Genomic DNA, 19,784 nt, shown 5'->3' with positions numbered 1-19,784 from the left:
GGACTTGAAACCGGGTCGCGCGGCCCCATTTATCGACAACGCAATGGTGAGGCTTGAGCAAGACGGCGGACGCGAAGCGTCCCCCTGCTTTCCTCATCACACTTGAAAAGGAACTGACATGGGAAAGATCATCGGTATCGACCTCGGCACGACGAATAGCTGCGTCGCGGTCATGGAAGGCGGCAAGCCGAAAGTCATCGAGAACTCCGAAGGCGCACGCACGACTCCGTCGGTCGTCGCCTACGCGGATGACGGCGAGATCCTGACGGGCGCACCCGCGAAGCGCCAGGCGGTCACGAACGCGAAGAACACGCTGTTCGCGGTCAAGCGCCTGATCGGCCGCCGTTTCGAAGAGAAGGAAGTGCAGAAGGACATCGACCTGATGCCTTACAGCATCGTCAAGGCCGACAACGGCGACGCGTGGGTCGAAGTCCGCAGCAAGAAAATCGCGCCCCCGCAGGTCTCGGCCGAAGTGCTGCGCAAGATGAAGAAGACCGCCGAGGACTACCTCGGCGAGGAAGTCACCGAAGCGGTCATCACCGTTCCGGCCTACTTCAACGACAGCCAGCGTCAGGCGACGAAGGACGCGGGCCGGATCGCCGGTCTCGAAGTAAAGCGCATCATCAACGAACCGACCGCCGCGGCGCTTGCGTTCGGCATGGACAAGAAGCCCGGCGACTCGAAGATCGCGGTGTATGACCTCGGCGGCGGCACCTTCGACGTCTCGATCATCGAAATCGCCGACATCGACGGCGAGCATCAATTCGAAGTGCTCGCGACCAACGGCGACACCTTCCTCGGCGGCGAAGACTTCGATCAGCGCCTGATCGACTACATCGTCACCGAGTTCAAGAAGGAACAGGGCGTCGACCTGAAGAAGGACGTGCTCGCGCTGCAGCGCCTGAAGGAAGCGGCCGAGAAGGCGAAGATCGAGCTGTCGTCCTCCCAGCAGACCGAAGTGAACCTGCCGTACATCACGGCGGACGCCTCGGGTCCGAAGCACCTTGCAGTGAAGATCACGCGTGCCAAGTTCGAATCGCTCGTCGAAGAACTCGTCCAGCGCACGATCGAGCCGTGCCGTGTCGCGCTGAAGGACGCGGGGCTGAAGATCACCGACATCGACGACGTGATCCTCGTCGGCGGTCAGACGCGGATGCCGAAGGTGCAGGAGAAGGTCAAGGAGTTCTTCGGCAAGGAAGCCCGTCGCGACGTAAACCCGGACGAGGCGGTGGCAGTCGGCGCGGCGATCCAGGGCGGCGTGCTGCAGGGCGAAGTCAAGGACGTGCTGCTGCTCGACGTGACTCCGCTGTCGCTCGGCATCGAGACGCTCGGCGGCGTGATGACGAAGTTGATCCAGAAGAACACGACCGTCCCGACCAAGGCGAGCCAGGTGTTCTCGACGGCAGACGACAACCAGTCGGCGGTGACGATCCACGTGCTGCAAGGCGAGCGCGAGATGTCGTCGGGCAACAAGAGTCTCGGCCAGTTCAACCTGTCCGACATCCCGCCTGCTCCGCGCGGGATGCCGCAGATCGAAGTCACGTTCGACATCGACGCGAACGGCATCCTGCACGTATCGGCCAAGGACAAGGCGACCGGCAAGGAAAACAAGATCAAGATCCAGGCGAACTCTGGTCTGTCCGAGGACGAGATCCAGCGCATGGTGCAGGACGCCGCAGCGCACGCCGAGGAAGACAAGAAGGCGCACGAGCTCGTCGACGCCCGCAATCAGTGCGACGCGCTGGTGCATTCGGTCAGGAAGTCGCTGACCGAGTACGGCGACAAGATCGGCGCCGACGAAAAGGCGAAGATCGAGCAGGCGCTCACCGACGCCGAGGAAGCGCTGAAAGGCAACGACAAGGACGCGATCGAGGCGAAAACCCAGGCGCTCGGGGCCGCCAGCCAGAAGCTCGGCGAGCAGATGTACGCGCAGAGCCAAGGGGCGGCGGAAGGCGCGGCGGCCGGCGCGGACAATGCAGCGGCAGGCGGGTCGAAGGCGGCGGACGCCGACGTTGTCGACGCCGAGTTCACCGAAGTCAAAGACAAGAAGTAATCGCTCGCCGCGTGGCGAGTTGTCGGCCGAGCTGCTGCCGGTGCTTGCGCATCGGCCGGCTCGGCCTTTTGCATGATCGGGAACGGCGCGCCGTCGCGTTGCGGCTCGCGGCACAATACACCCCGCTTCCGTAAGCGGGGAGCCGAGGGCACGGAAATTCCCGGCCGGCACCCGATAGCCGGCGCCTCGAGCCCGAGCACCTTTTTGCGCCGCATGGCTGCTCGCAGCGCGCATGGGCGCGGAAGGAGCAAATGATGAACAACCCGGCACTGGCTGCCGTGCACAGATTTATTGACCAGTTCTGAGCGGATCAAGATGGCAAAAAGAGATTACTACGAGGTGTTGGGAGTCAACCGCGACGCCTCGGACGACGACATCAAGAAGGCCTATCGCAAACTGGCGATGAAGCATCACCCGGACCGTAATCCGGATAACAAGGATGCCGAAGAGAAGTTCAAGGAAGCAAAGCTCGCTTACGAAATCCTGTCGGATGCGCAGAAGCGCGCCGCGTACGACCGTTACGGCCATGCCGGGGTCGACCAGTCGGCTGGCGGGGCGGGCGGACAGGGATTCGACGGGTTCGCCGACGCGTTTTCCGACATCTTCGGCGACCTGTTTGGCGGCGGCGGGCGCGGCCGCTCGAACGTCTATCGTGGCGCCGATCTTCGCTACAACCTCGAGATCTCGCTCGAGGAGGCGGCTCGCGGCGCGGACAAGACGATCCGCATCCCCACCGTGGAAGAATGCGAAACCTGCCACGGCAGCGGCGCGAAGCCCGGCACGCAGCCGAAGCCGTGCCCGACCTGCGGCGGCGCCGGCCAGGTCCGCATCCAGCAAGGCTTCTTTTCGATCCAGCAGACCTGCCCGAAGTGTCACGGTACCGGGCGCATCGTCCCCGACCCCTGCCGCGACTGTGGTGGCGCGGGGCGCGTGAAGAAGCAGAAAACGCTGGAAGTGAAGATTCCGGCCGGCATCGACGAAGGCATGCGCCTGCGCCACGCCGGTCACGGCGAGCCGGGTGTCAATGGCGGGCCGGCGGGCGACCTCTATGTCGAGATCCACATTCGCGCCCACCCGGTGTTCCAGCGCGATCACGACGACCTGCATTGCGAGATGCCGATCAGCTTCACGATCGCCGCACTGGGCGGCGAGATCGAGATCCCGACGCTCGAAGGCATGGCACGACTGAAGATTCCGGCCGAAACGCAGAGCGGCAAGCAATTCCGCCTGCGCGGGAAGGGGATCCGCAATGTCCGGTCGCAGGCCCACGGCGACCTGCTCTGTCACGTCGTGGTCGAAACGCCGGTGCACCTGACCGAGCGGCAGAAGGAACTGCTGCGGGAGTTCGAGGAAGTGTCGAGCACCAACGTCGACCGGCACAATCCGAAAGCCAAGTCCTGGATGGACAAGGTGCGGGACTTCTTCAACGCTTGACAGGCTGAACAGCGATCGGACGTCGTCCGGGACCTGGCGGCCGACCGGTCCGGAACGACGGATCGGTCGGCCAGCGGGCCTCGCGACGTGGCGACGCATCGCCTCTGGCCTATTGCCCTTCGGCGGAAGTCCGGCCTTTTGTCGATCCGCGCGGCCTTGTCAGGCCCGCCGCCAGATGGTCCCTTGGGCCGTGTCTTCGAGCACGATGCCGGACGCGAGCAGTTCCGCGCGAATGCGATCGGCCTGCGCGTAGTCCTTCGACTTCTTCGCCGCCGCACGCTGCCCGATCAGCGCCTCGATCTTCGAGGCGTCGTCCGTCGAGCCCGCCTGGAGGAAGGCCGCGGGGTCGCGCTCGAGCAGGCCCAGCACTTTCCCCAAGGCCCGCAGCAAACCGGCAACTGACGACGAGCCGCCACGATTGGCCTCGTTCGCCAGGTCGAACAGCACGGCGACCGCTTCGGCTGTATTGAAGTCGTCGTCCATCGCCGCACGGAAACGCGCCGCGTGCGGCTCCTCCCAATCGATTTCCACGGACTGTGGCGGCACATTGCGCAGCGCCGTGTAGAGCCGTGTCAGCGACTGGCGCGCGTCTTCGAGGTGCGCATCCGAGTAGTTCAACGGGCTGCGATAGTGCGCCCGCAGGATGAAGAAACGGACGACCTCCGCGTCGTAACGCGCAAGCACGTCTCGGATCATGAAGAAGTTGCCGAGCGATTTCGACATCTTCTCGTCGTCGACCCGGACGAATCCATTGTGCATCCAGTAATTCACGAACGCGTGTCCGTGCGCGCCCTCGGACTGCGCGATCTCGTTTTCGTGATGCGGAAACTGCAGATCCTGCCCGCCCCCGTGGATGTCGAAGTGCTCGCCCAACAGGTCGGAACTCATCGCCGAGCATTCGATATGCCAGCCCGGCCGCCCCGCTCCCCATGGCGAATTCCACTTGACCTCGTCGGGCTCCTCGGTGCGCGCATGCTTCCACAGCACGAAATCGAGCGGATCCTGCTTGTCGCCCGCGACTTCCACCCGTTCGCCGGCGCGTAGCTCGTCGATGGATTTCCCGGACAGTTTCCCGTAGCCGTCGAACTTGCGCACCGAGTAGCAGACGTCCCGGTTCTCGGCGACGTACGCGAGGCCCTTCTCGCGCAGACGGTCGATCAGCGATTGCATTTGCGGTACGTATTCGGTCGCACGCGGCTCGTGATCGGGTCGCAGCACGCCAAGCGCGTCCGCATCCTCGTGCATGGCCGCGATGAAGCGATCGGTCAGTGAGCGAATCGACTCACCGTTTTCGCCTGCCCGCCTGATGATCTTGTCATCGATATCGGTGATGTTACGAACGTAGTTGAGCGCGTACCCGCTCGCACGAAGCCAGCGGGCCACCATGTCGAAGACGACCATCACCCGAGCATGTCCGAGATGACAAAAGTCGTAGACCGTCATTCCGCAGACGTACATCCGGACCTTGCCGGGCTCGATCGCAACAAAGGCTTCTTTCTTTCGCGTCAGGGAGTTGTGAATGTGAAGCATCTTGTCTTCCGCAAGAGCGTTGCCTCGCCCGGAGTGTTCGGGTCGGCGCGAAACGGGGATTCGGAACCGCCGCGTGGAGGACGTTCGCGCGCTCGTTTCCGCCTAGCGCCCGATTGCAATCCGGCTCGGGTTATTTGATAGAATGCCGCGTTGATCCGTACGGATTCGACGGAAAAACCGAGTGATTTTAGCACAATGAAGATGCGCCCCAATTCAGCACTGGCCGTAATGGCCCTCATCCTCGGGGTCGCCGCGGCGCCTCTCGCAATGGCGGCCGATACCGTTGCGGAAGTCCAGGCACTCGTCAACAAGGGGCAGCATCCGCAAGCGCTCGCAATGGCCGATCGACTCCTGGCCGGCAATGCGAAGGATCCGCAAGCCCGATTCCTCAAAGGCATCGCGCTCACCGAGTTGAATCGTGCCAACGAGGCAATCGCGGTGTTCCAGAAGCTCACCGAAGATTTCCCGGAACTCCCCGAGCCCTACAACAACCTCGCCGTGCTGTACGCGCAGCAACGACAGTACGACAAGGCCCGGTCGGCGCTCGAAATGGCAATCCGGACGCATCCTAGCTACGCGACCGCACACGAGAACCTCGGCGACGTCTATGCAAGGCTCGCGAGTCAGGCCTACGACAAGGCGCTGCAGCTCGATTCGGCGAATGCGGGAGCGCAATCGAAGCTCGCGCTGATTCGGGAGATGATGTCGGGTACCTATCAAGGGAGCGCTCGCACCCAGGTCGCGTCCAGCCGCTCTGTCACGGTGCCACGCGCAAGTGGCCCCACATTAGCCGCGAACACCCCGACACCTTCCACAGCCGCTTCCACCCCGCCGAAACCCGCCGCCGCTTCGGCTTCGGCTCCTGCGGCTTCGGCTCCTGCGGCTTCGGCTCCTGCGGCTTCGGCTCCTGCGGCTTCGGCTCCTGCGGCTTCGGCTCCTGCGGCTTCGGCTCCTGCGGCTTCGGCTCCTGCTGCTTCGGCCGCACCCGCCGCACCCGCCGCTCCGGCCGCACCCGCGGCAACCGCCTCGGCACCGACCATCGCCGCCCCTGCCGTTGCAAAGGCCGCGAGCGCTGCCACCCAACCGGCGGATCCTGCGGCTACCGCGTCCAGCGATACGGGACAACGTGAAGTATTGAACGCAGTCGAAGCGTGGGCGGCAGCGTGGTCGCGCAAGGACGTCCGGACCTACCTCTCGTACTACGACAAGGAATTCGTGACGCCCGGTGGCGTCTCGCGCAAAAAGTGGGAGCAGGAACGCCAGCAGCGCGTCGGCAAGCCGGGAAAGATCTCGGTGGGCGTCGAGAAGCCCGAAGCGAAAGTTGAAGGCGATGTCGCAACGGTCCGCTTCCGCCAGCATTACAACTCGGCAGGCTTCGACTCTTCAGCCATGAAGACGCTCGAACTCGTCAAGCGGAACGGTAAGTGGCAGATCCGCGAGGAGCGGATTGGAGGATGAGGCTGCTGCATGCAGGACGAAAGCTTCTCGTCCTCCTGTGCGTCGCGGCTTCGGCGATCGCGCCATCGTTCGCGACTGAACAGCCGCCGGGCAAGCGCGGCATTTCGGACGCCGGACCCGACGCGTCGCTCGAATACGTTTTCGACGAGATCGAGGCAAACCGCCTCGATTCGGCACTCCAGCGAACCGAGGCGCTGCTGCGCGCCTATCCGAACTTTCGGCTCGCTCACCTGATTCAGGGCGACCTCCTGCTCGCGCGCGGCAGGCCGCTGCCCGGGTTCGGTGGCACTCCCGCCGCGCAGGACCAAGTGCGCGGACTGCGCGACGAAGCGGTCGCACGCCTGCGCGCCTATCGCGAACGTCCGGCCACCACCCGATACATCCCGCGCTATCTGCTGCAAATGGGACCCGAGCAGCGTTACGCGGTGGTCGTCGACACGAAGCGCGCGCGGCTCTATGTGTATGAGAACGAGGCCGGCAGACCGCGCTTCATTGCCGACTATTACGTGAGCCACGGCAAGGCAGGCGCCGACAAGAAAGTCGAAGGCGACAACCGCACCCCGCTCGGCGTATACGAAGTCACGTCGTACATCGACAAGGCGAAGCTTCCCGATCTTTACGGCAGCGGCGCGTTTCCGATCAATTACCCCAACGAATGGGACCAGCGGCTCGGCCGGACCGGGCACGGCATCTGGCTTCATGGCACGCCGAGCGACACCTATGCCCGCCCGCCGTTGTCGTCCGAGGGGTGCGTGACGCTTGCCAACCAAGATTTCAACCAGCTCGCGACCTTCGTCCAACCCGGGCTGACACCCGTGATCATCAGCAACGAGATCGAATGGCTGTCGCTCGACGACTGGCAGTCGGAGCGCAAGGGGCTGAAGGACGCGATCGAGCGGTGGCGCCGCGACTGGGAGAGTACCGATGTCGACCGCTACCTCGCCCACTATTCGCACGATTTCCGCAGCGACCGCCACGACTACGCGGGGTGGGCCGAGCAGAAGCGCAGCATCGGCGCGAATCGACAATGGATCAAGGTCGGCCTCGACAACATGAGCCTGTTCCGGAGCCCGGGTCGTGATGAGCTGGTGGTCGTCACGTTCGAACAGGACTATCGTAGCGACGGCCTTTCCGATCGGATGCGCAAACGCCAGTACTGGATCAAGGAAGGCGGCCGCTGGAAGATCGCTTACGAAGGCAAGGCATGATTCCCTTCTTCTTTTCATCAAATTGGACACCCGAACCATGAAGCGTCTCATCGTCTCTTTGTTCCTGCTTGCGTGGGCGGCTGTGGCCGCTGCGGCGAACCCGGTCGTCGAAATGCGCACCAATCAGGGAACCATCGTCCTCGAACTGTTCGCCGACAAGGCGCCGAAGTCGGTCGCGAACTTCCTCGAATACGTGAAGAGCGGGCATTACAACGGCACCGTGTTCCATCGCGTCATCGACGGCTTCATGATCCAGGGGGGCGGTTTCGACGGCGCAATGAACGAAAAGCCGACACGCGCCCCGATCGAGAATGAAGCGCGCAATGGTCTGCGCAACGAGGCCGGAACGATCGCGATGGCCCGTACCGCCGACCCGCACTCGGCAAGTTCGCAGTTCTACATCAACCTCGTCGACAACCGCTTCCTCGACTATCCGTCCCGTGACGGATGGGGATATGCGGTCTTCGGCAAGGTCAAACAAGGGTTCGACATCGTTCAGAAGATCGGGCGTGTAAAGACCGGGGTATCGAAGGGCATGCCCGACGTTCCCCAGCAGCCAGTGACGATCGAGTCGGTGCGGGTCGTCGAAGCGGCGGCAGACGAAAAAGCCAGGAAATAACCCACAGGAGCCTCTCATGGCAGTCAAGCTTCACACCAATCACGGCACCATTACGCTCGAACTCGATTCCGAGAAGGCTCCGGAAACGGTCAAGAACTTTCTCGCCTACGTCGCGTCGGGTCACTACGACAACACGCTCTTTCACCGGGTGATCAAGGGCTTCATGATCCAGGGCGGCGGTTTCGAGCCGGGAATGAAGCAGAAACCGACGCTGGATCCGATCAAGAACGAAGCCGACAACGGACTGAAGAACGTGACCGGGACGGTCGCGATGGCGCGCACCCAGGCGCCCCACTCTGCGACTGCCCAGTTCTTCATCAACGTCGCCGACAACGACTTCCTCGATTTCCGCTCACCCGACACCCAGGGCTGGGGTTACTGCGTATTCGGCCGAGTGACCGACGGAATGGACGTCGTGAACGCGATCCGCTCGGTCAAGACCGGATCGAGCGGCTTCCATCAGGACGTCCCGGTCGAGGACGTCGTGATCCAGCGCGCCGAGATCGTCTGAGCCCTGCGGACCGACGCGAATGCGGAAACAACGGCCGGCGTCGGCCCTGTTCATCTCCGATCTGCACTTGAGCGACGCGCAGCCGGCTACGCTGCGCGTCTTTCTGAGCTTTCTGCGCGGGCCAGCGCGCTCTGCCGAGGCGCTCTACATCCTGGGTGATCTGTTCGAATACTGGGCGGGCGACGACGATCGCGACGCGCCGCTTCATCGAACTGTCCAGGATGCGCTCACCGACCTTTCCCGAGCCGGCGTCTCGATCTATTTTCTCGCGGGCAACCGGGACTTTTTAGTGGGCGACGCGTTTGCGCATGCCGCGCAGATCGAACTCCTCCCCGACCCGACCTTGATCGAGATCGCAGGACAACGTGTTCTGCTCACCCACGGCGACGCGCTGTGCACGGACGACCAGGCGTATCAGGCCTACCGCAAGCAAGTCCGCGATCCCGCGTGGCAGTCGGCCTTCCTCGGCCGCCCGCTCGGCGAGCGCAAACAGATCATCGAAAGCCTTCGCGAGCAAAGCGAAGCCGCCAAACAGGTGAAAGCGACCGAGATCATGGACGTCAATCCGTCAGCGGTCGCAGCGCTCCTGCGCGAACACGCTTACCCGGCCTTGCTGCACGGGCATACTCACCGTCCCGCCCATCACCGGCTGCAAGTCGATGGACGCGACTGCGAACGCTGGGTCCTCGAAGACTGGCACAACGACGCGCCGTACATCCGCTGGGACGAGTCCGGCGCGCGAATGCTCCGCCACGCGCACGGGGACTGACGGGGGGCTGCGCGCCCGGCGGCCTACGACAACAGGCCGCGCGCGAGGTCTTCCCGGATGTCCGAAACCGCCTCGAGCCCGACTGCGACGCGCAGCAGTCCCTCCCCGATTCCGGCCGCCGCGCGTGCCTCGGCGGAGATGCGACCGTGCGTCGTCGACGCGGGGTGCGTGATCGTCGTCTTCGTATCTCCGAGGTTTGCGGTGATCGAGATCATCCGGGTGGCGTCAATGACCTTCCACGCGGCCTCGCGCCCTCCAGCCACATCGAAGCTGACGATCGCGCCTCCGGCTCGCTGCTGGCGCATCGCCAACTCGTGCTGCGGATGGGACGCCAGGCCGGGGTAATACACGCGCTCGACGCCGGGTTGGCGCTCGAGCCACTGCGCGAGTTCCAGCGCACTTGCGGATTGGGCTTCCATTCGGATGCGCAAGGTCTCGAGTCCCTTCAGGATCACCCACGCGTTGAACGGCGAAATGCTCGGCCCGGCGGTGCGGAGGAACTTGAAGACTTCATCGAGGATTTCCTTCCTGCCGGCGACCGCGCCGCCGAGCACGCGCCCCTGACCGTCAAGATATTTCGTCGCCGAATGCACGACGACATCCGCCCCGAGTTCGAGCGGGCGTTGCAGGACGGGCGTGCAGAAGCAGTTGTCGACCGCGAGCAGTACACCGGCCGCGTGCGCGATGTCGGCGACCGCCGCGATGTCGATGACCTCCATCAGCGGATTCGACGGCGTTTCCACGAAAAACAGGCGCGTGCGCGGCTTCACCGCGTTTCGCCAAGCCTCTGGATCCGTCGCCGGCACGAAGCTGGTTTCGATCCCGAACTTCGACAGAATGTTGCCGAACAGCTGCTGGGTCGCCCCGAAAAGCCCCATCGACGCCACGACGTGGTCGCCAGCCTGCAGCGTCGACATCACGAGCGCGAGAATCGCGGACATTCCCGACGCCGTCGCCACGCAACTTTCGGCCCCCTCGAGTGCCGCGAGGCGCTCCTGCATCGCGGTCACCGTCGGGTTCGAGAAACGCGCATAGACGTTTCCGGGCTCCTGGCCGGAGAACCGCGCGGCCGCTTGGGCCGCGCTGCCGAAAACGAAGCTCGACGTCAGGTAAAGCGCTTCGCTGTGCTCATTGAACTGACTGCGGGCAATGCCTGCGCGAACGGCGAGCGTGTCGAACTGCGCATCCGCCTCGGTCGGATTCATCCTCGAATCAATTGTCATGGCTGGCCACCAGGTTCAGATCGAGTTGACCCGCGTCACTGTCCTCGCCCGCGCCCTTGCTCACTCCGCGCTGGTTTTCGACGCCCCTGAGATACTCGGCGGTGATGTCGCCGGTCACATAGCAGCCGTCGAAGCACGACGTTTCGAAGAAGTTGATCGCGGGATTGACCGCCCGGACAGCGGCCTTCAGATCCGCGAGGTCCTGGTAGATCAGTCCGTCCGCGCCGATCTCGCGGCAGATTTCTTCCTCATCGCGGTTCGCGGCGATCAGTTCGCCGCGCGTCGGCATGTCGATGCCGTAGACGTTCGCGTACCGAACCGGCGGTGCGGCGGAGGCGAGATAAACCTTTTTGGCCCCGGCTTCGCGAGCCATCGTCACGATCTCGCGACTCGTCGTCCCGCGGACGATCGAATCGTCTACGAGCAGAACCTTTTTGCCTCTGAACTCCTGCGGAATCGTGTTGAGTTTCTGCCGTACCGACTTACGGCGCACCGCCTGCCCCGGCATGATGAAGGTCCGGCCGATGTAGCGGTTCTTCACGAAACCCTCACGGTACGGCAGCCCCAAGCGGTGCGCCATTTCCATTGCCGAAGGCCGGCTGGAGTCCGGAATGGGGATCACCACGTCCACCTCGACGTGCGGATGAAGGCGCCTGAGTTTGTCGGCGAGAAATTCGCCCATCTTGACGCGGGACTCGTACACCGACACGCCGTCGATGATCGAATCCGGCCGGGCGAGATAGACGAACTCGAACATGCAAGGCGCTTCAACGGTCGTCTCGGCGCACTGACGGCTGTGGAATGTGCCGTCCGTCTTGATCAGGATCGCCTCGCCCGGGGCGACATCGCGCATCATGCGGTACCCGAGCACGTCCATCGCCACCGACTCGGACGCGACGAGCCACTCGGGCGTCTCACGGGCGTCGTTGCGCCCGATCACGAGAGGCCGGATGCCGTACGGATCCCGGAACGCGAGCAGGCCGTAGCCGGCGATCATCACGACCGCCGCGTACGCGCCCCTGCAGCGGCGATGGACGCCGGCGACGGCGCGGAACACCGCCTCCTCGTCGAGCTTGAACCCGTTGGCGGCGGCCTGCAGTTCGTGGGCAAGCACATTAAGGAGCACTTCCGAATCCGAGCCGGTGTTGATGTGCCGGAGGTCGGACAGGAACATCTCGCGCTTGAGCTCTTCCGAGTTCGTCAAATTGCCGTTATGCGCGAGCAGCAGACCGAAGGGTGAATTCACGTAGAACGGCTGGGCTTCGGCGGGATTGCACGCCGACCCGGCGGTCGGGTAGCGCACATGGCCAATACCCCAGTTGCCCACCAGATTGCGCATGTTGCGGGTGCGGAAAACGTCGCGAACGAGTCCGGGCCCCTTGTGCATGAAAAATCGCCCACCTTCCGAAGTGGCGATCCCCGCAGCGTCCTGGCCACGGTGTTGCAGCACCTGAAGACCGTCGTAGAGCAACTGATTGACCGGCGAGGTCGCGACGACCCCAAGAATTCCGCACATTGAATGGCACCTATCTGTAACGAATCCGGGCGGCTACCGCATCGGGAAGCCAGGGTTTGGCGGAAATGACCGCCGTTTCCAACGGGGGCGAGAACATCGCGTTTGCCCACCAGGGTTCGCGCGCCACCCCCACGAGTCCTCCGAGGAGCACGACCGCGAACGCAATCGCGAGTCCCCGGGCGAGCCCGAAAACGGCGCCGAACAGGCGGTCTGCTGGTCCGAGTCCCACAGCCTTCAACAGTTCCCGCAGCAGGAAGCGCAGCAGCGCCGCAACGAGCAGCACCGCAATGAAAATCAGCGCGAACCCGGCAACCGGACGCCAGGCCGGCTCCGAAATCACGCCCGCGAGCAAATCGGCCGCCGCGCCGGAATAACGCCAGGCCGCGAAGATCGCCAGCACCCAGGCCAGCATCGCGATCACCTCGCTGACCAGCCCGCGCCACATGCCGACCGCGGCGGAAATGGCGAGCACGCCGAGAAAAACGTAGTCAAATGCGGTCACGAATACGCCGGACGTGTTGGCTCACCGCGGTACTACGACGCCCTTCATGCCGCCGTCGCGCAATCGGGCCGCGACCTTTTCCGCGTCATCGCGGCTCGCGAACGGGCCGACGCGAACGCGTGTGACCGTGCCGGCCTTCTCGGTGTACGCCGCGAAGCCGCGCTTTTTCAGATCCGTGCCGACCGCGTTCGCCTTGCTTGCCTCGCCGAAAGCGCCGACCTGGACAACGAAAGATTCGTCGACCGGGACTCTCGGGTTTTTCCCTTCGAGCAGCGCAATCGCGCGCGCGCCGTCGTCCTTTGCGGCGGGAGCCGGCGGGACCGGAGCGCGTTCGGGCGCCCGCGGGGGCGGTGCAGGAGCTTTCGACGTCGCCGCCGCCGGAGGCGGAGCCTCGGCCGGGGCCGGCGGAATTGGAACGTCCGCTTCGGGAGCCGTGGATCCCGATTGTTCGTCGGGTAGCGCGGCGATCTGCGGGTCGGGTACCGCGGCGCTGCCGTCGGCAATCGGTCGGGCGAGCGTGCTGTCCGCTTCCCGATCGGGAATCGTGATCTGGATGTCCTGAGTCGGCGAGCCCGGCTCCTGATCCATCACCATCGGAAGCATGATCGCGGCGAGCAGCGCGAGGGCGGCCGCGCCGACCAGCCTGCGCCGCGACCGTTTCTTGAGTTCGAGGTTGTCGTTTTCCGTCACGCGAAAACCTCAGCGGCGGGCGGCGCGAACCGCGCGGAGCACGTCCGCCACTGTGAGGAATGAACCGAAGGCGACGATTCTATCACCCTCGCCCGCGCTTTTTTGCGCTGCGCCGAACGCCTCGGCAGGGTTGTCGAAACACTGCGCTTCCCCGGTCATGCCAGCCGACCGCAGACGCTCGGCCAGCGCCGGCGCAGACAGTCCGCGGGGGCCGGGAAGTCCGGCAAGGAGCCAGTGATCGACGCGCCCGGCGATAAGGCGGAAGACCTCCTCCACGTCCTTGTCGGCCAGCATTCCGAGGACTGCCCAAGTCTCCGGAAAATAGCCCATGTTCGACAGGTTCTCGGAAAGGACTCCGGCAGCCTGGGGGTTATGGGCGACGTCCAGAACCACCGAAGGCCGCCCCGGCAGAACCTGGAACCGGCCGGGCAAGTCGACGAGCAACATGCCTTCGCGCACCGCCTGCATCGAGACCGGAAGCCGATCCCGCACGCACTCCAGCGCCATCAGCACTGCGGCGGCGTTGAGCAGCTGGTTCGCGCCGCGCAGCGCCGGATAGGCGAGGCCGCCGCGACGCGCGCCGTGGCGATGCCACCAGACCCATTGGGTCCGATCGCCGGAAAATCCGAAATCCTCGCCGACGAGCTTGAGATCGGCACCGATTTCCCGCGCGTGCACGACGAGCGATTTCGGCGCGAGCGGATCGGAGCAGATGGCGGGACGACCAGGACGAAAGATTCCGGCCTTCTCGAAACCAATCTCATCGCGTGTTCCGCCCAGATACTCCATATGATCCATCGCGACGCTGGTCACGATCGCGCAGTCCGCATCGAACACATTGACCGCGTCGAGACGCCCGCCGAGCCCGACTTCGAGGATGAGCACGTCGAGCGGCTGCTGACTGAACGCGAGCCAAGCGGCGAGGGTGCCCTGTTCGAAGTACGTCAACGGCGTGTCGCCACGCGCCCGCTCCACCGCCGAGAACGCGGCGACGAGCGACGCGTCGTCGACTTCCCGGCCGTTGATGCGCACCCGTTCGTTGTAGCGCAACAGGTGAGGCGACGTGTAGCAGCCCACCCGATAGCCTGCGGCGATCAGGATCGCCTCGAGCATCGCACAGGTGGATCCTTTGCCGTTGGTCCCGCCCACCGTGATGATCAGCGCCTCACTGGACGCATTCAGTGCCTGCCGAACAGCTGCGACCCGCTCGAGACCGAGGCGGATCGGTGCGCCCACGCGGTTCTCCAGCAGCTCCAGCCAACCGTCCAGCGTCTCCGGATAATTCATGAGGGCAAACGCTCAGACGCCGATCGCCGGCTGACGAGTCAGCAGAGTCAGCAACTCGGCGAGTTTCGTGCGCAGCTCGCGACGGTCGACGATCATGTCGATCGCGCCCTTTTCGAGCAGAAACTCCGACCGCTGGAAGCCTTCCGGGAGCGTCTCACGCACCGTCTGCTCGATGACGCGCGGGCCGGCGAAGCCGATCAGCGCGCCCGGCTCGGCGATGACGACGTCGCCCATGAACGCGAAGCTCGCGGACACGCCGCCCATCGTCGGATCGGTGAGCAGCGTGATGAACGGCAGCTTGCGTTGCGAGAGCTGGGTGATGGAAGCAGTCGTCTTCGCCATCTGCATCAGCGAAAACAGCCCTTCCTGCATCCGTGCCCCGCCGGTGGCGGTAATGCAGATGAACGGCAGTCGCTGATCGAGTGCCGCCTTCGCCCCGCGCACAAAACGTTCGCCGACGACCGAGCCCATCGAGCCGCCGAGAAAGTCGAATTCGAAACATGCGACGACGACCGGCACCGTCAGGATCGACCCCTGCATGACCACCATCGCGTCCGCTTCCGCGGTGTCGTCGTTCGCCGCCGACAACCGTTCGGTGTAGCGGCGGGAGTCCTTGAATTTCAGCGGGTCGACCGGGACGACCTCGGCGCCGATTTCGAAACGTCCTTCCGCATCGAGCAACAGGTCCAGCCGTGTTCGCGCGCGCACACGCTGATGATGGCCGCACTTCGGGCAGACCATCTGGTTGCTTTCGAGGTCCGACCGGTAAAGTACCGCCTCGCACGCCGCGCACTTGCTCCAGAGCCCCTCGGGGATGGATTTCCTCGCTGCGGACTCGGCGCGCTTGATCTTCGGCGGCAGCAGTTTCTGAAGCCAGCTCATTTGACCGCTCCCTGCAGTTCGTCGAGCGCCGAACGGATCTGCGCAATGAAAACCCTGACGTTTTCAGCCGCCCGATCGCGCGGGCTCCGCTCGATCTCCTCGATGATGCGGCTGCCGATTACCACTGCGTCGGCGACCTCACCGATGCGTCGTGCCGAAGCCGCATCGCGAATGCCGAAGCCGACGCCCACCGGCATGCCGACCTTCGCGCGGATTTGGGGAATGCGGGCCGCGACCTCGTCGAAATCGAGGCTCGCGGCGCCGGTGACGCCCTTGAGCGAGACGTAATAGATATAACCGCTTCCGATCGCCGCGACGTCGCTGAACCGCTGCTCGGTGGAGGTCGGCGCGAGGAGGAAAATCGGATCGAGTCCAGCGTCCTTGGCGGCCGCCGCAAACTGCTCGCACTCCTCCGGCGGGTAATCGACGATCAGCACACCGTCGACGCCCGCGTCTTGGGCAGCCGCGACGAAAACGGGAACGCCCATCGCTTCGACGGGATTGGCATACCCCATCAGAACAACCGGCGTGTCGGCGTTGCCGGCGCGGAAGTCGCGCACGATCTGCAGCACCTTGCGCAAATTCATGCCGCTCGCGAGCGCCCGCTCGGACGCACGCTGGATCGTCGGTCCATCGGCCATCGGGTCCGAGAACGGCACGCCGAGTTCGATGATGTCGGCGCCGCCTTCGACAAGTGCGTTCATCAATGACAATGTCAGATCGGGCGACGGGTCGCCCGCGGTGATGAAGGGAATCAGTGCCCGCCGCCCGGAAGCCTGCAGGCGCTGAAAAGTAGACTGGATTTTTGACATATTCGCCGTAAGGGAACGCGGAACGGGCTCGTCCCGCTGGGCTCTCAGAACTGGATGCCGGACTTTTCGGCGACGGTGTGCATGTCCTTGTCGCCGCGACCGGAGAGATTGACGAGCAGGATCTTGTCTTTCGGCAGCGTTGGCGCGAGCCGCGCCGCATGCGCGAGCGCATGGGACGATTCGAGCGCCGGAATGATGCCCTCGAGCCGGCACAGGTCGTGAAACGCCTTCAGCGCCTCCTGGTCGGTGACGCAGACGTATTCGGCCCTGCCGCTGTCCTTCAGCCACGAGTGTTCGGGGCCGACGCCCGGATAGTCGAGCCCCGCCGAGATCGAATGCGTCTCGATGATCTGGCCGTCCTCGTCCTGCAGGAGGTAGGTGCGGTTACCGTGCAACACGCCGGGCCTGCCCGCGGTCAGGCTGGCAGCATGCATCCCGGTTTCGAGACCCGAACCCGCCGCCTCGACGCCGACCAGCCGAACGTCGGGCACGTCGATGTATGGATGGAAGATGCCCATCGCGTTGGATCCGCCACCGACGCAGGCGATGACGTAATCGGGCTGGCGTCCGGTCATCTCCGGCATCTGGACGAGGCATTCCTTCCCGATAACGGCTTGGAAGTCGCGCACCATCACGGGATAAGGGTGCGGACCGGCGACCGTGCCGATGATGTAGAAGGTGTTGTGAACGTTCGTCACCCAGTCGCGCATCGCCTCGTTGAGCGCGTCCTTCAGGGTCTTCGAACCGGACTCGACGGGAATTACGGTCGCGCCGAGGAGCTTCATCCGATAGACGTTCGCCGCCTGTCGCCGGACGTCCTCGGAACCCATGTAGACGACGCATTCCATGCCGTATCGCGCGGCCACCGTCGCCGTCGCGACCCCGTGCTGACCTGCGCCCGTCTCGGCGATGACACGCGGCTTGCCCATCCGACGGGCGACGAGCGCCTGACCGATGCAGTTGTTCACCTTGTGCGCGCCGGTATGGTTCAGGTCTTCGCGCTTGAGGAAGATCTGCGCACCGCCGAGAAGGTCCGACCAGCGGCGGGCGTGATAGATCGGACTCGGGCGCCCGACGTAGTGCTTGAGTTCGTATTCGAACTCAGCCCTGAACGCCGCGTCGTTTCGGCATTCCTCGTAGGCGGCGCGCAACTCGGCGAGCGCGGGGATCAGCGTCTCGGCAACGAAGACACCCCCGTAGGGGCCGAAATGTCCGCTCGAATCGGGAAAATGGTAAGGCGATTCAGCCATCTGAATGTCGAACTCCAGCGATGAACGCGGCGATGCGCGCCGCGTCCTTGATGCCCTTGCCCGACTCCACACCGCTGGACACATCGACCGCCCACGGCCTCACACGGCGCACCGCCTCGGCAATGTTGTCCGGATCGAGTCCGCCGGAGAGGATCAGGGGTATGTCGAGGCCGCCCTCGGGAATCAGGGACCAGTCGAACTGTTTGCCACCACCGCCATAGCCTTCGACGAAGGCGTCGAGCAGCAACCCGGAGGCACCGCGATGACAAGCGGAGAATTCTAGCAGATCGATTCCCGTCCGCATCCGAACCGCCTTGATCCAGCTGCGGCCGAAGCGGGCGCAATCGGCGTTGCTCTCGTCGCCGTGGAACTGGAGCACCTGGAGCGGGACGCGCGCGAGCGCCTCGGAAACGAACGCGGGTTCCGCATTGACGAACAATCCGACGGTGGAGACGAACGGCGGTACCCGCGAAGCCAACTCGGCGGCGAGTTCGAACGACACGAAACGTGGACTGGGCGGATAGAAGACGAGGCCGATGGCGTCGGCGCCGGCCTCGACCGCAGCCTCGACGTCCTCATGGCGCGTCAGGCCGCAGATCTTGATACGAGTGCGGGACACTAGACGAAAGGAATACGCGGAACGGCAATGATACGCCCTTCGTTCGGTAGCGACCAGTGCTGGCCGTACTCGACGCCGCACAGATACAGGCCCTCTGCAGGAAAGGTCAGACCCGCGAGACTGCGATTGCGCGCAGCAAGGACTTCCGCGAGCCATTCCCCCGGGTAGCGGCCCTTGCCCACGTAAACCAGGGCACCGACGAGGTTGCGTACCATGTGATGAAGAAACGCATTCGCGTGAAAATCGAAGACCACGTAGTCCCCGTCGCGCTGGACCCGCGCCTCGTGCATCAATTTGAGCGGGGATTTCGCTTGGCAACCGGCGGCACGGAAGGCGGAAAAATCGTGCCAGCCCTCCAGGCACCGCGCCGCCTCCCCCATCGCGACCTCATCGAGAGGGGGATGAAACCAGCCGACCCGCCCCGCAAGCAGCGCCGGCTTCACCGGCACGTTATGAAGAATGTAGCGATAACGCCGCGAAACCGCGCAGAACCTCGCGTGGAACCCGTCGTTCGCCTCGAGCGCCCAGCGTACGACGACAGGCGCAGTCAGCCGGCTATTCACCCCGCGCACCCAGCCCGAAAGAGGCCTGCGCGAATCGGTGTCGAAATGAACCACCTGCGCGGTCGCGTGAACGCCGGTATCCGTGCGGCCTGCACAATGCAGGCGGACCGGATGATCGGCGATTCGGGCGATCCCGCTTTCGAGGTGATCCTGCACCGTGCGCCCGTGCGCCTGACTCTGCCACCCCTCGAACGCATTGCCGGCGTATTCGACCCCCAGAACGATCCTCATCGCACGAATCCCAGTACGACCAGCGCAGCGACCCCGACGGCCGCGACGCCTGCCTCCATCATTCCCAGTCGTTCTCGTCCGAGGTGGATCGCCGCGAGCTCGGTATCGCTGTCGTCACGCAACCAATCGCGCCACCCGCGCGGGCTGGCCGACTCCACGTAGCGCATGACCAGCAGCAGGCGCACCGCGAGGCCCTTTGCCGGCAGTCCGACGTATTCGAACGGCCGCAACAAGGCGTACAGCCCGGTCACGAGACGGTTCACCGATAACCGTTCGAGCAGTATCGCGACGCAGCACACGACGCCGAGCAAACGTCCCGCGTGCTCCATCGCGAAGATGGCTCCCTCGCGGCTCGGGCTGATTCCGGGGAGCGAGACCAGCAGTGCTTCACCCGGGGTGAATCCCGCGAAGAAAACCACGATCGCGATCAGCAGGAAGCGGACCCGCTTGACCAGGCGCCGCGCCCGTGCCGGCGCAAGAAAGCCCGCGGCCAGCACACATGCCAGCACCGCGAGCGCGAGAAGCGGGCCCGCAAGCGCCTGCAGGAAGAGAACGGCCACGCCCCAGGAGAGGATCAGAAATCCGGAGTGCATAAAACGACAGGCCGCCCGAAGTTCCGGACGGCCT

The 19,784-nt window shown here is 64.5% G+C and carries 19 protein-coding genes; 7 read left to right on the top strand and 12 right to left on the bottom strand.

Features of this window, described 5'->3' with window-relative positions:
- Positions 1-118: 118 nt before the first annotated feature.
- Together dnaK and dnaJ are read left to right on the top strand one after the other, a co-directional pair.
- Positions 119-2,053 (top strand): molecular chaperone DnaK, encoded by a 1,935-nt coding sequence (gene dnaK, locus ROZ37_RS05945; protein WP_312658239.1) that lies wholly within the window; start codon positions 119-121, stop codon positions 2,051-2,053.
- Between the two features lie 315 nt (positions 2,054-2,368).
- On the top strand, positions 2,369-3,487 hold the full coding sequence (gene dnaJ / locus ROZ37_RS05940; protein ID WP_312658238.1) for a molecular chaperone DnaJ: 1,119 nt from the start codon (positions 2,369-2,371) through the stop codon (positions 3,485-3,487).
- A gap of 159 nt (positions 3,488-3,646) precedes the next feature.
- Here the strand turns inward: dnaJ and cysS are convergent, their stop codons facing one another.
- Positions 3,647-5,017, bottom strand: coding sequence for a cysteine--tRNA ligase (gene cysS, locus ROZ37_RS05935; RefSeq protein ID WP_312658236.1), 1,371 nt, complete (start codon positions 5,015-5,017; stop codon positions 3,647-3,649).
- A 150-nt stretch (positions 5,018-5,167) separates the two neighbouring features.
- Between cysS and ROZ37_RS05930 the strand changes: the two genes are divergently transcribed.
- The 5 genes from ROZ37_RS05930 to ROZ37_RS05910 are packed head-to-tail and all read left to right on the top strand — an operon-like array spanning position 5,168 to position 9,582.
- Positions 5,168-6,475: a tetratricopeptide repeat protein gene (locus ROZ37_RS05930; RefSeq protein WP_312658235.1), complete on the top strand. Its 1,308-nt coding sequence runs from the start codon at positions 5,168-5,170 to the stop codon at positions 6,473-6,475.
- Positions 6,472-7,683 carry a L,D-transpeptidase family protein gene (locus ROZ37_RS05925; protein WP_312658233.1) on the top strand — a complete coding sequence of 404 codons (1,212 nt, stop codon included), beginning with the start codon at positions 6,472-6,474 and terminating at the stop codon, positions 7,681-7,683. Before ROZ37_RS05930 ends, ROZ37_RS05925 begins: the two co-directional genes overlap by 4 nt.
- A gap of 37 nt (positions 7,684-7,720) precedes the next feature.
- Positions 7,721-8,302 carry a peptidylprolyl isomerase gene (locus ROZ37_RS05920; protein WP_312658231.1) on the top strand — a complete coding sequence of 194 codons (582 nt, stop codon included), beginning with the start codon at positions 7,721-7,723 and terminating at the stop codon, positions 8,300-8,302.
- 16 nt (positions 8,303-8,318) lie between these two features.
- Complete coding sequence (locus ROZ37_RS05915) at positions 8,319-8,813, top strand: peptidylprolyl isomerase (protein ID WP_312658229.1); 495 nt, start codon at positions 8,319-8,321, stop codon at positions 8,811-8,813.
- A 19-nt stretch (positions 8,814-8,832) separates the two neighbouring features.
- Positions 8,833-9,582, top strand: a complete 750-nt coding sequence (locus ROZ37_RS05910) for a UDP-2,3-diacylglucosamine diphosphatase (protein WP_312658227.1) — start codon at positions 8,833-8,835, stop codon at positions 9,580-9,582.
- Positions 9,583-9,605: 23 nt separating this feature from the next.
- On the opposite strand, the gene ROZ37_RS05905 is transcribed toward ROZ37_RS05910, so the two are convergent.
- Genes ROZ37_RS05905 through ROZ37_RS05855 form a run of 11 tightly spaced genes read right to left on the bottom strand, consistent with a single transcriptional unit; the run spans position 9,606 to position 19,750 of the window.
- Positions 9,606-10,805: an O-succinylhomoserine sulfhydrylase gene (locus ROZ37_RS05905; protein WP_312658225.1), complete on the bottom strand. Its 1,200-nt coding sequence runs from the start codon at positions 10,803-10,805 to the stop codon at positions 9,606-9,608.
- Entirely contained in the window at positions 10,795-12,321 is a 1,527-nt protein-coding gene (gene purF, locus ROZ37_RS05900) for an amidophosphoribosyltransferase (protein ID WP_312658223.1), read from the bottom strand. The genes ROZ37_RS05905 and purF overlap by 11 nt, the downstream gene beginning before the upstream one ends.
- A gap of 10 nt (positions 12,322-12,331) precedes the next feature.
- Positions 12,332-12,823, bottom strand: coding sequence for a CvpA family protein (locus tag ROZ37_RS05895; RefSeq protein WP_312658221.1), 492 nt, complete (start codon positions 12,821-12,823; stop codon positions 12,332-12,334).
- 21 nt (positions 12,824-12,844) lie between these two features.
- Positions 12,845-13,513: an SPOR domain-containing protein gene (locus ROZ37_RS05890; protein WP_312658220.1), complete on the bottom strand. Its 669-nt coding sequence runs from the start codon at positions 13,511-13,513 to the stop codon at positions 12,845-12,847.
- A 9-nt stretch (positions 13,514-13,522) separates the two neighbouring features.
- Entirely contained in the window at positions 13,523-14,800 is a 1,278-nt protein-coding gene (gene folC / locus ROZ37_RS05885) for a bifunctional tetrahydrofolate synthase/dihydrofolate synthase (RefSeq protein ID WP_312658217.1), read from the bottom strand.
- Positions 14,801-14,812: 12 nt separating this feature from the next.
- The gene (gene accD / locus ROZ37_RS05880) at positions 14,813-15,682 is read right to left on the bottom strand and encodes an acetyl-CoA carboxylase, carboxyltransferase subunit beta (protein ID WP_312658216.1); all 870 of its coding nucleotides are present in this window, start codon (positions 15,680-15,682) and stop codon (positions 14,813-14,815) included.
- Positions 15,679-16,494 (bottom strand): tryptophan synthase subunit alpha, encoded by an 816-nt coding sequence (gene trpA, locus ROZ37_RS05875; protein WP_312658214.1) that lies wholly within the window; start codon positions 16,492-16,494, stop codon positions 15,679-15,681. Before trpA ends, accD begins: the two co-directional genes overlap by 4 nt.
- A gap of 44 nt (positions 16,495-16,538) precedes the next feature.
- Positions 16,539-17,744 (bottom strand): tryptophan synthase subunit beta, encoded by a 1,206-nt coding sequence (trpB, locus tag ROZ37_RS05870; RefSeq protein ID WP_409449929.1) that lies wholly within the window; start codon positions 17,742-17,744, stop codon positions 16,539-16,541.
- Entirely contained in the window at positions 17,737-18,363 is a 627-nt protein-coding gene (locus ROZ37_RS05865) for a phosphoribosylanthranilate isomerase (RefSeq protein ID WP_312658213.1), read from the bottom strand. The genes trpB and ROZ37_RS05865 overlap by 8 nt, the downstream gene beginning before the upstream one ends.
- A complete protein-coding gene (truA, locus tag ROZ37_RS05860; protein ID WP_312658211.1) occupies positions 18,363-19,157 on the bottom strand; it encodes a tRNA pseudouridine(38-40) synthase TruA in 795 nt (264 codons plus the stop codon). The genes ROZ37_RS05865 and truA overlap by 1 nt, the downstream gene beginning before the upstream one ends.
- Positions 19,154-19,750, bottom strand: coding sequence for a CbiQ family ECF transporter T component (locus ROZ37_RS05855; RefSeq protein WP_312658209.1), 597 nt, complete (start codon positions 19,748-19,750; stop codon positions 19,154-19,156). The genes truA and ROZ37_RS05855 overlap by 4 nt, the downstream gene beginning before the upstream one ends.
- Positions 19,751-19,784 lie beyond the last annotated feature (34 nt).

This window comes from Aromatoleum sp. (assembly GCF_032027225.1).
Classification (GTDB): Bacteria; Pseudomonadota; Gammaproteobacteria; order Burkholderiales; family Rhodocyclaceae; genus Aromatoleum.
The sequence above is the reverse complement of the archived record's forward strand: the minus strand, read 5'-3'. Positions and strand labels throughout refer to the sequence as shown.

Excerpts from the sequence above, each read along its gene's own strand:
- dnaK (WP_312658239.1), top strand. The coding sequence starts at position 119 with ATGGGAAAGATCATCGGTATCGACCTCGGCACGACGAATAGCTGCGTC.
- dnaJ (WP_312658238.1), top strand. The coding sequence starts at position 2,369 with ATGGCAAAAAGAGATTACTACGAGGTGTTGGGAGTCAACCGCGACGCC.
- cysS (WP_312658236.1), bottom strand. The coding sequence starts at position 5,017 with ATGCTTCACATTCACAACTCCCTGACGCGAAAGAAAGAAGCCTTTGTT.
- ROZ37_RS05925 (WP_312658233.1), top strand. The coding sequence starts at position 6,472 with ATGAGGCTGCTGCATGCAGGACGAAAGCTTCTCGTCCTCCTGTGCGTC.
- ROZ37_RS05920 (WP_312658231.1), top strand. The coding sequence starts at position 7,721 with ATGAAGCGTCTCATCGTCTCTTTGTTCCTGCTTGCGTGGGCGGCTGTG.
- ROZ37_RS05915 (WP_312658229.1), top strand. The coding sequence starts at position 8,319 with ATGGCAGTCAAGCTTCACACCAATCACGGCACCATTACGCTCGAACTC.
- ROZ37_RS05910 (WP_312658227.1), top strand. The coding sequence starts at position 8,833 with ATGCGGAAACAACGGCCGGCGTCGGCCCTGTTCATCTCCGATCTGCAC.
- ROZ37_RS05905 (WP_312658225.1), bottom strand. The coding sequence starts at position 10,805 with ATGACAATTGATTCGAGGATGAATCCGACCGAGGCGGATGCGCAGTTC.
- purF (WP_312658223.1), bottom strand. The coding sequence starts at position 12,321 with ATGTGCGGAATTCTTGGGGTCGTCGCGACCTCGCCGGTCAATCAGTTG.
- folC (WP_312658217.1), bottom strand. The coding sequence starts at position 14,800 with ATGAATTATCCGGAGACGCTGGACGGTTGGCTGGAGCTGCTGGAGAAC.
- accD (WP_312658216.1), bottom strand. The coding sequence starts at position 15,682 with ATGAGCTGGCTTCAGAAACTGCTGCCGCCGAAGATCAAGCGCGCCGAG.
- trpA (WP_312658214.1), bottom strand. The coding sequence starts at position 16,494 with ATGTCAAAAATCCAGTCTACTTTTCAGCGCCTGCAGGCTTCCGGGCGG.
- trpB (WP_409449929.1), bottom strand. The coding sequence starts at position 17,744 with ATGGCTGAATCGCCTTACCATTTTCCCGATTCGAGCGGACATTTCGGC.
- truA (WP_312658211.1), bottom strand. The coding sequence starts at position 19,157 with ATGAGGATCGTTCTGGGGGTCGAATACGCCGGCAATGCGTTCGAGGGG.
- ROZ37_RS05855 (WP_312658209.1), bottom strand. The coding sequence starts at position 19,750 with ATGCACTCCGGATTTCTGATCCTCTCCTGGGGCGTGGCCGTTCTCTTC.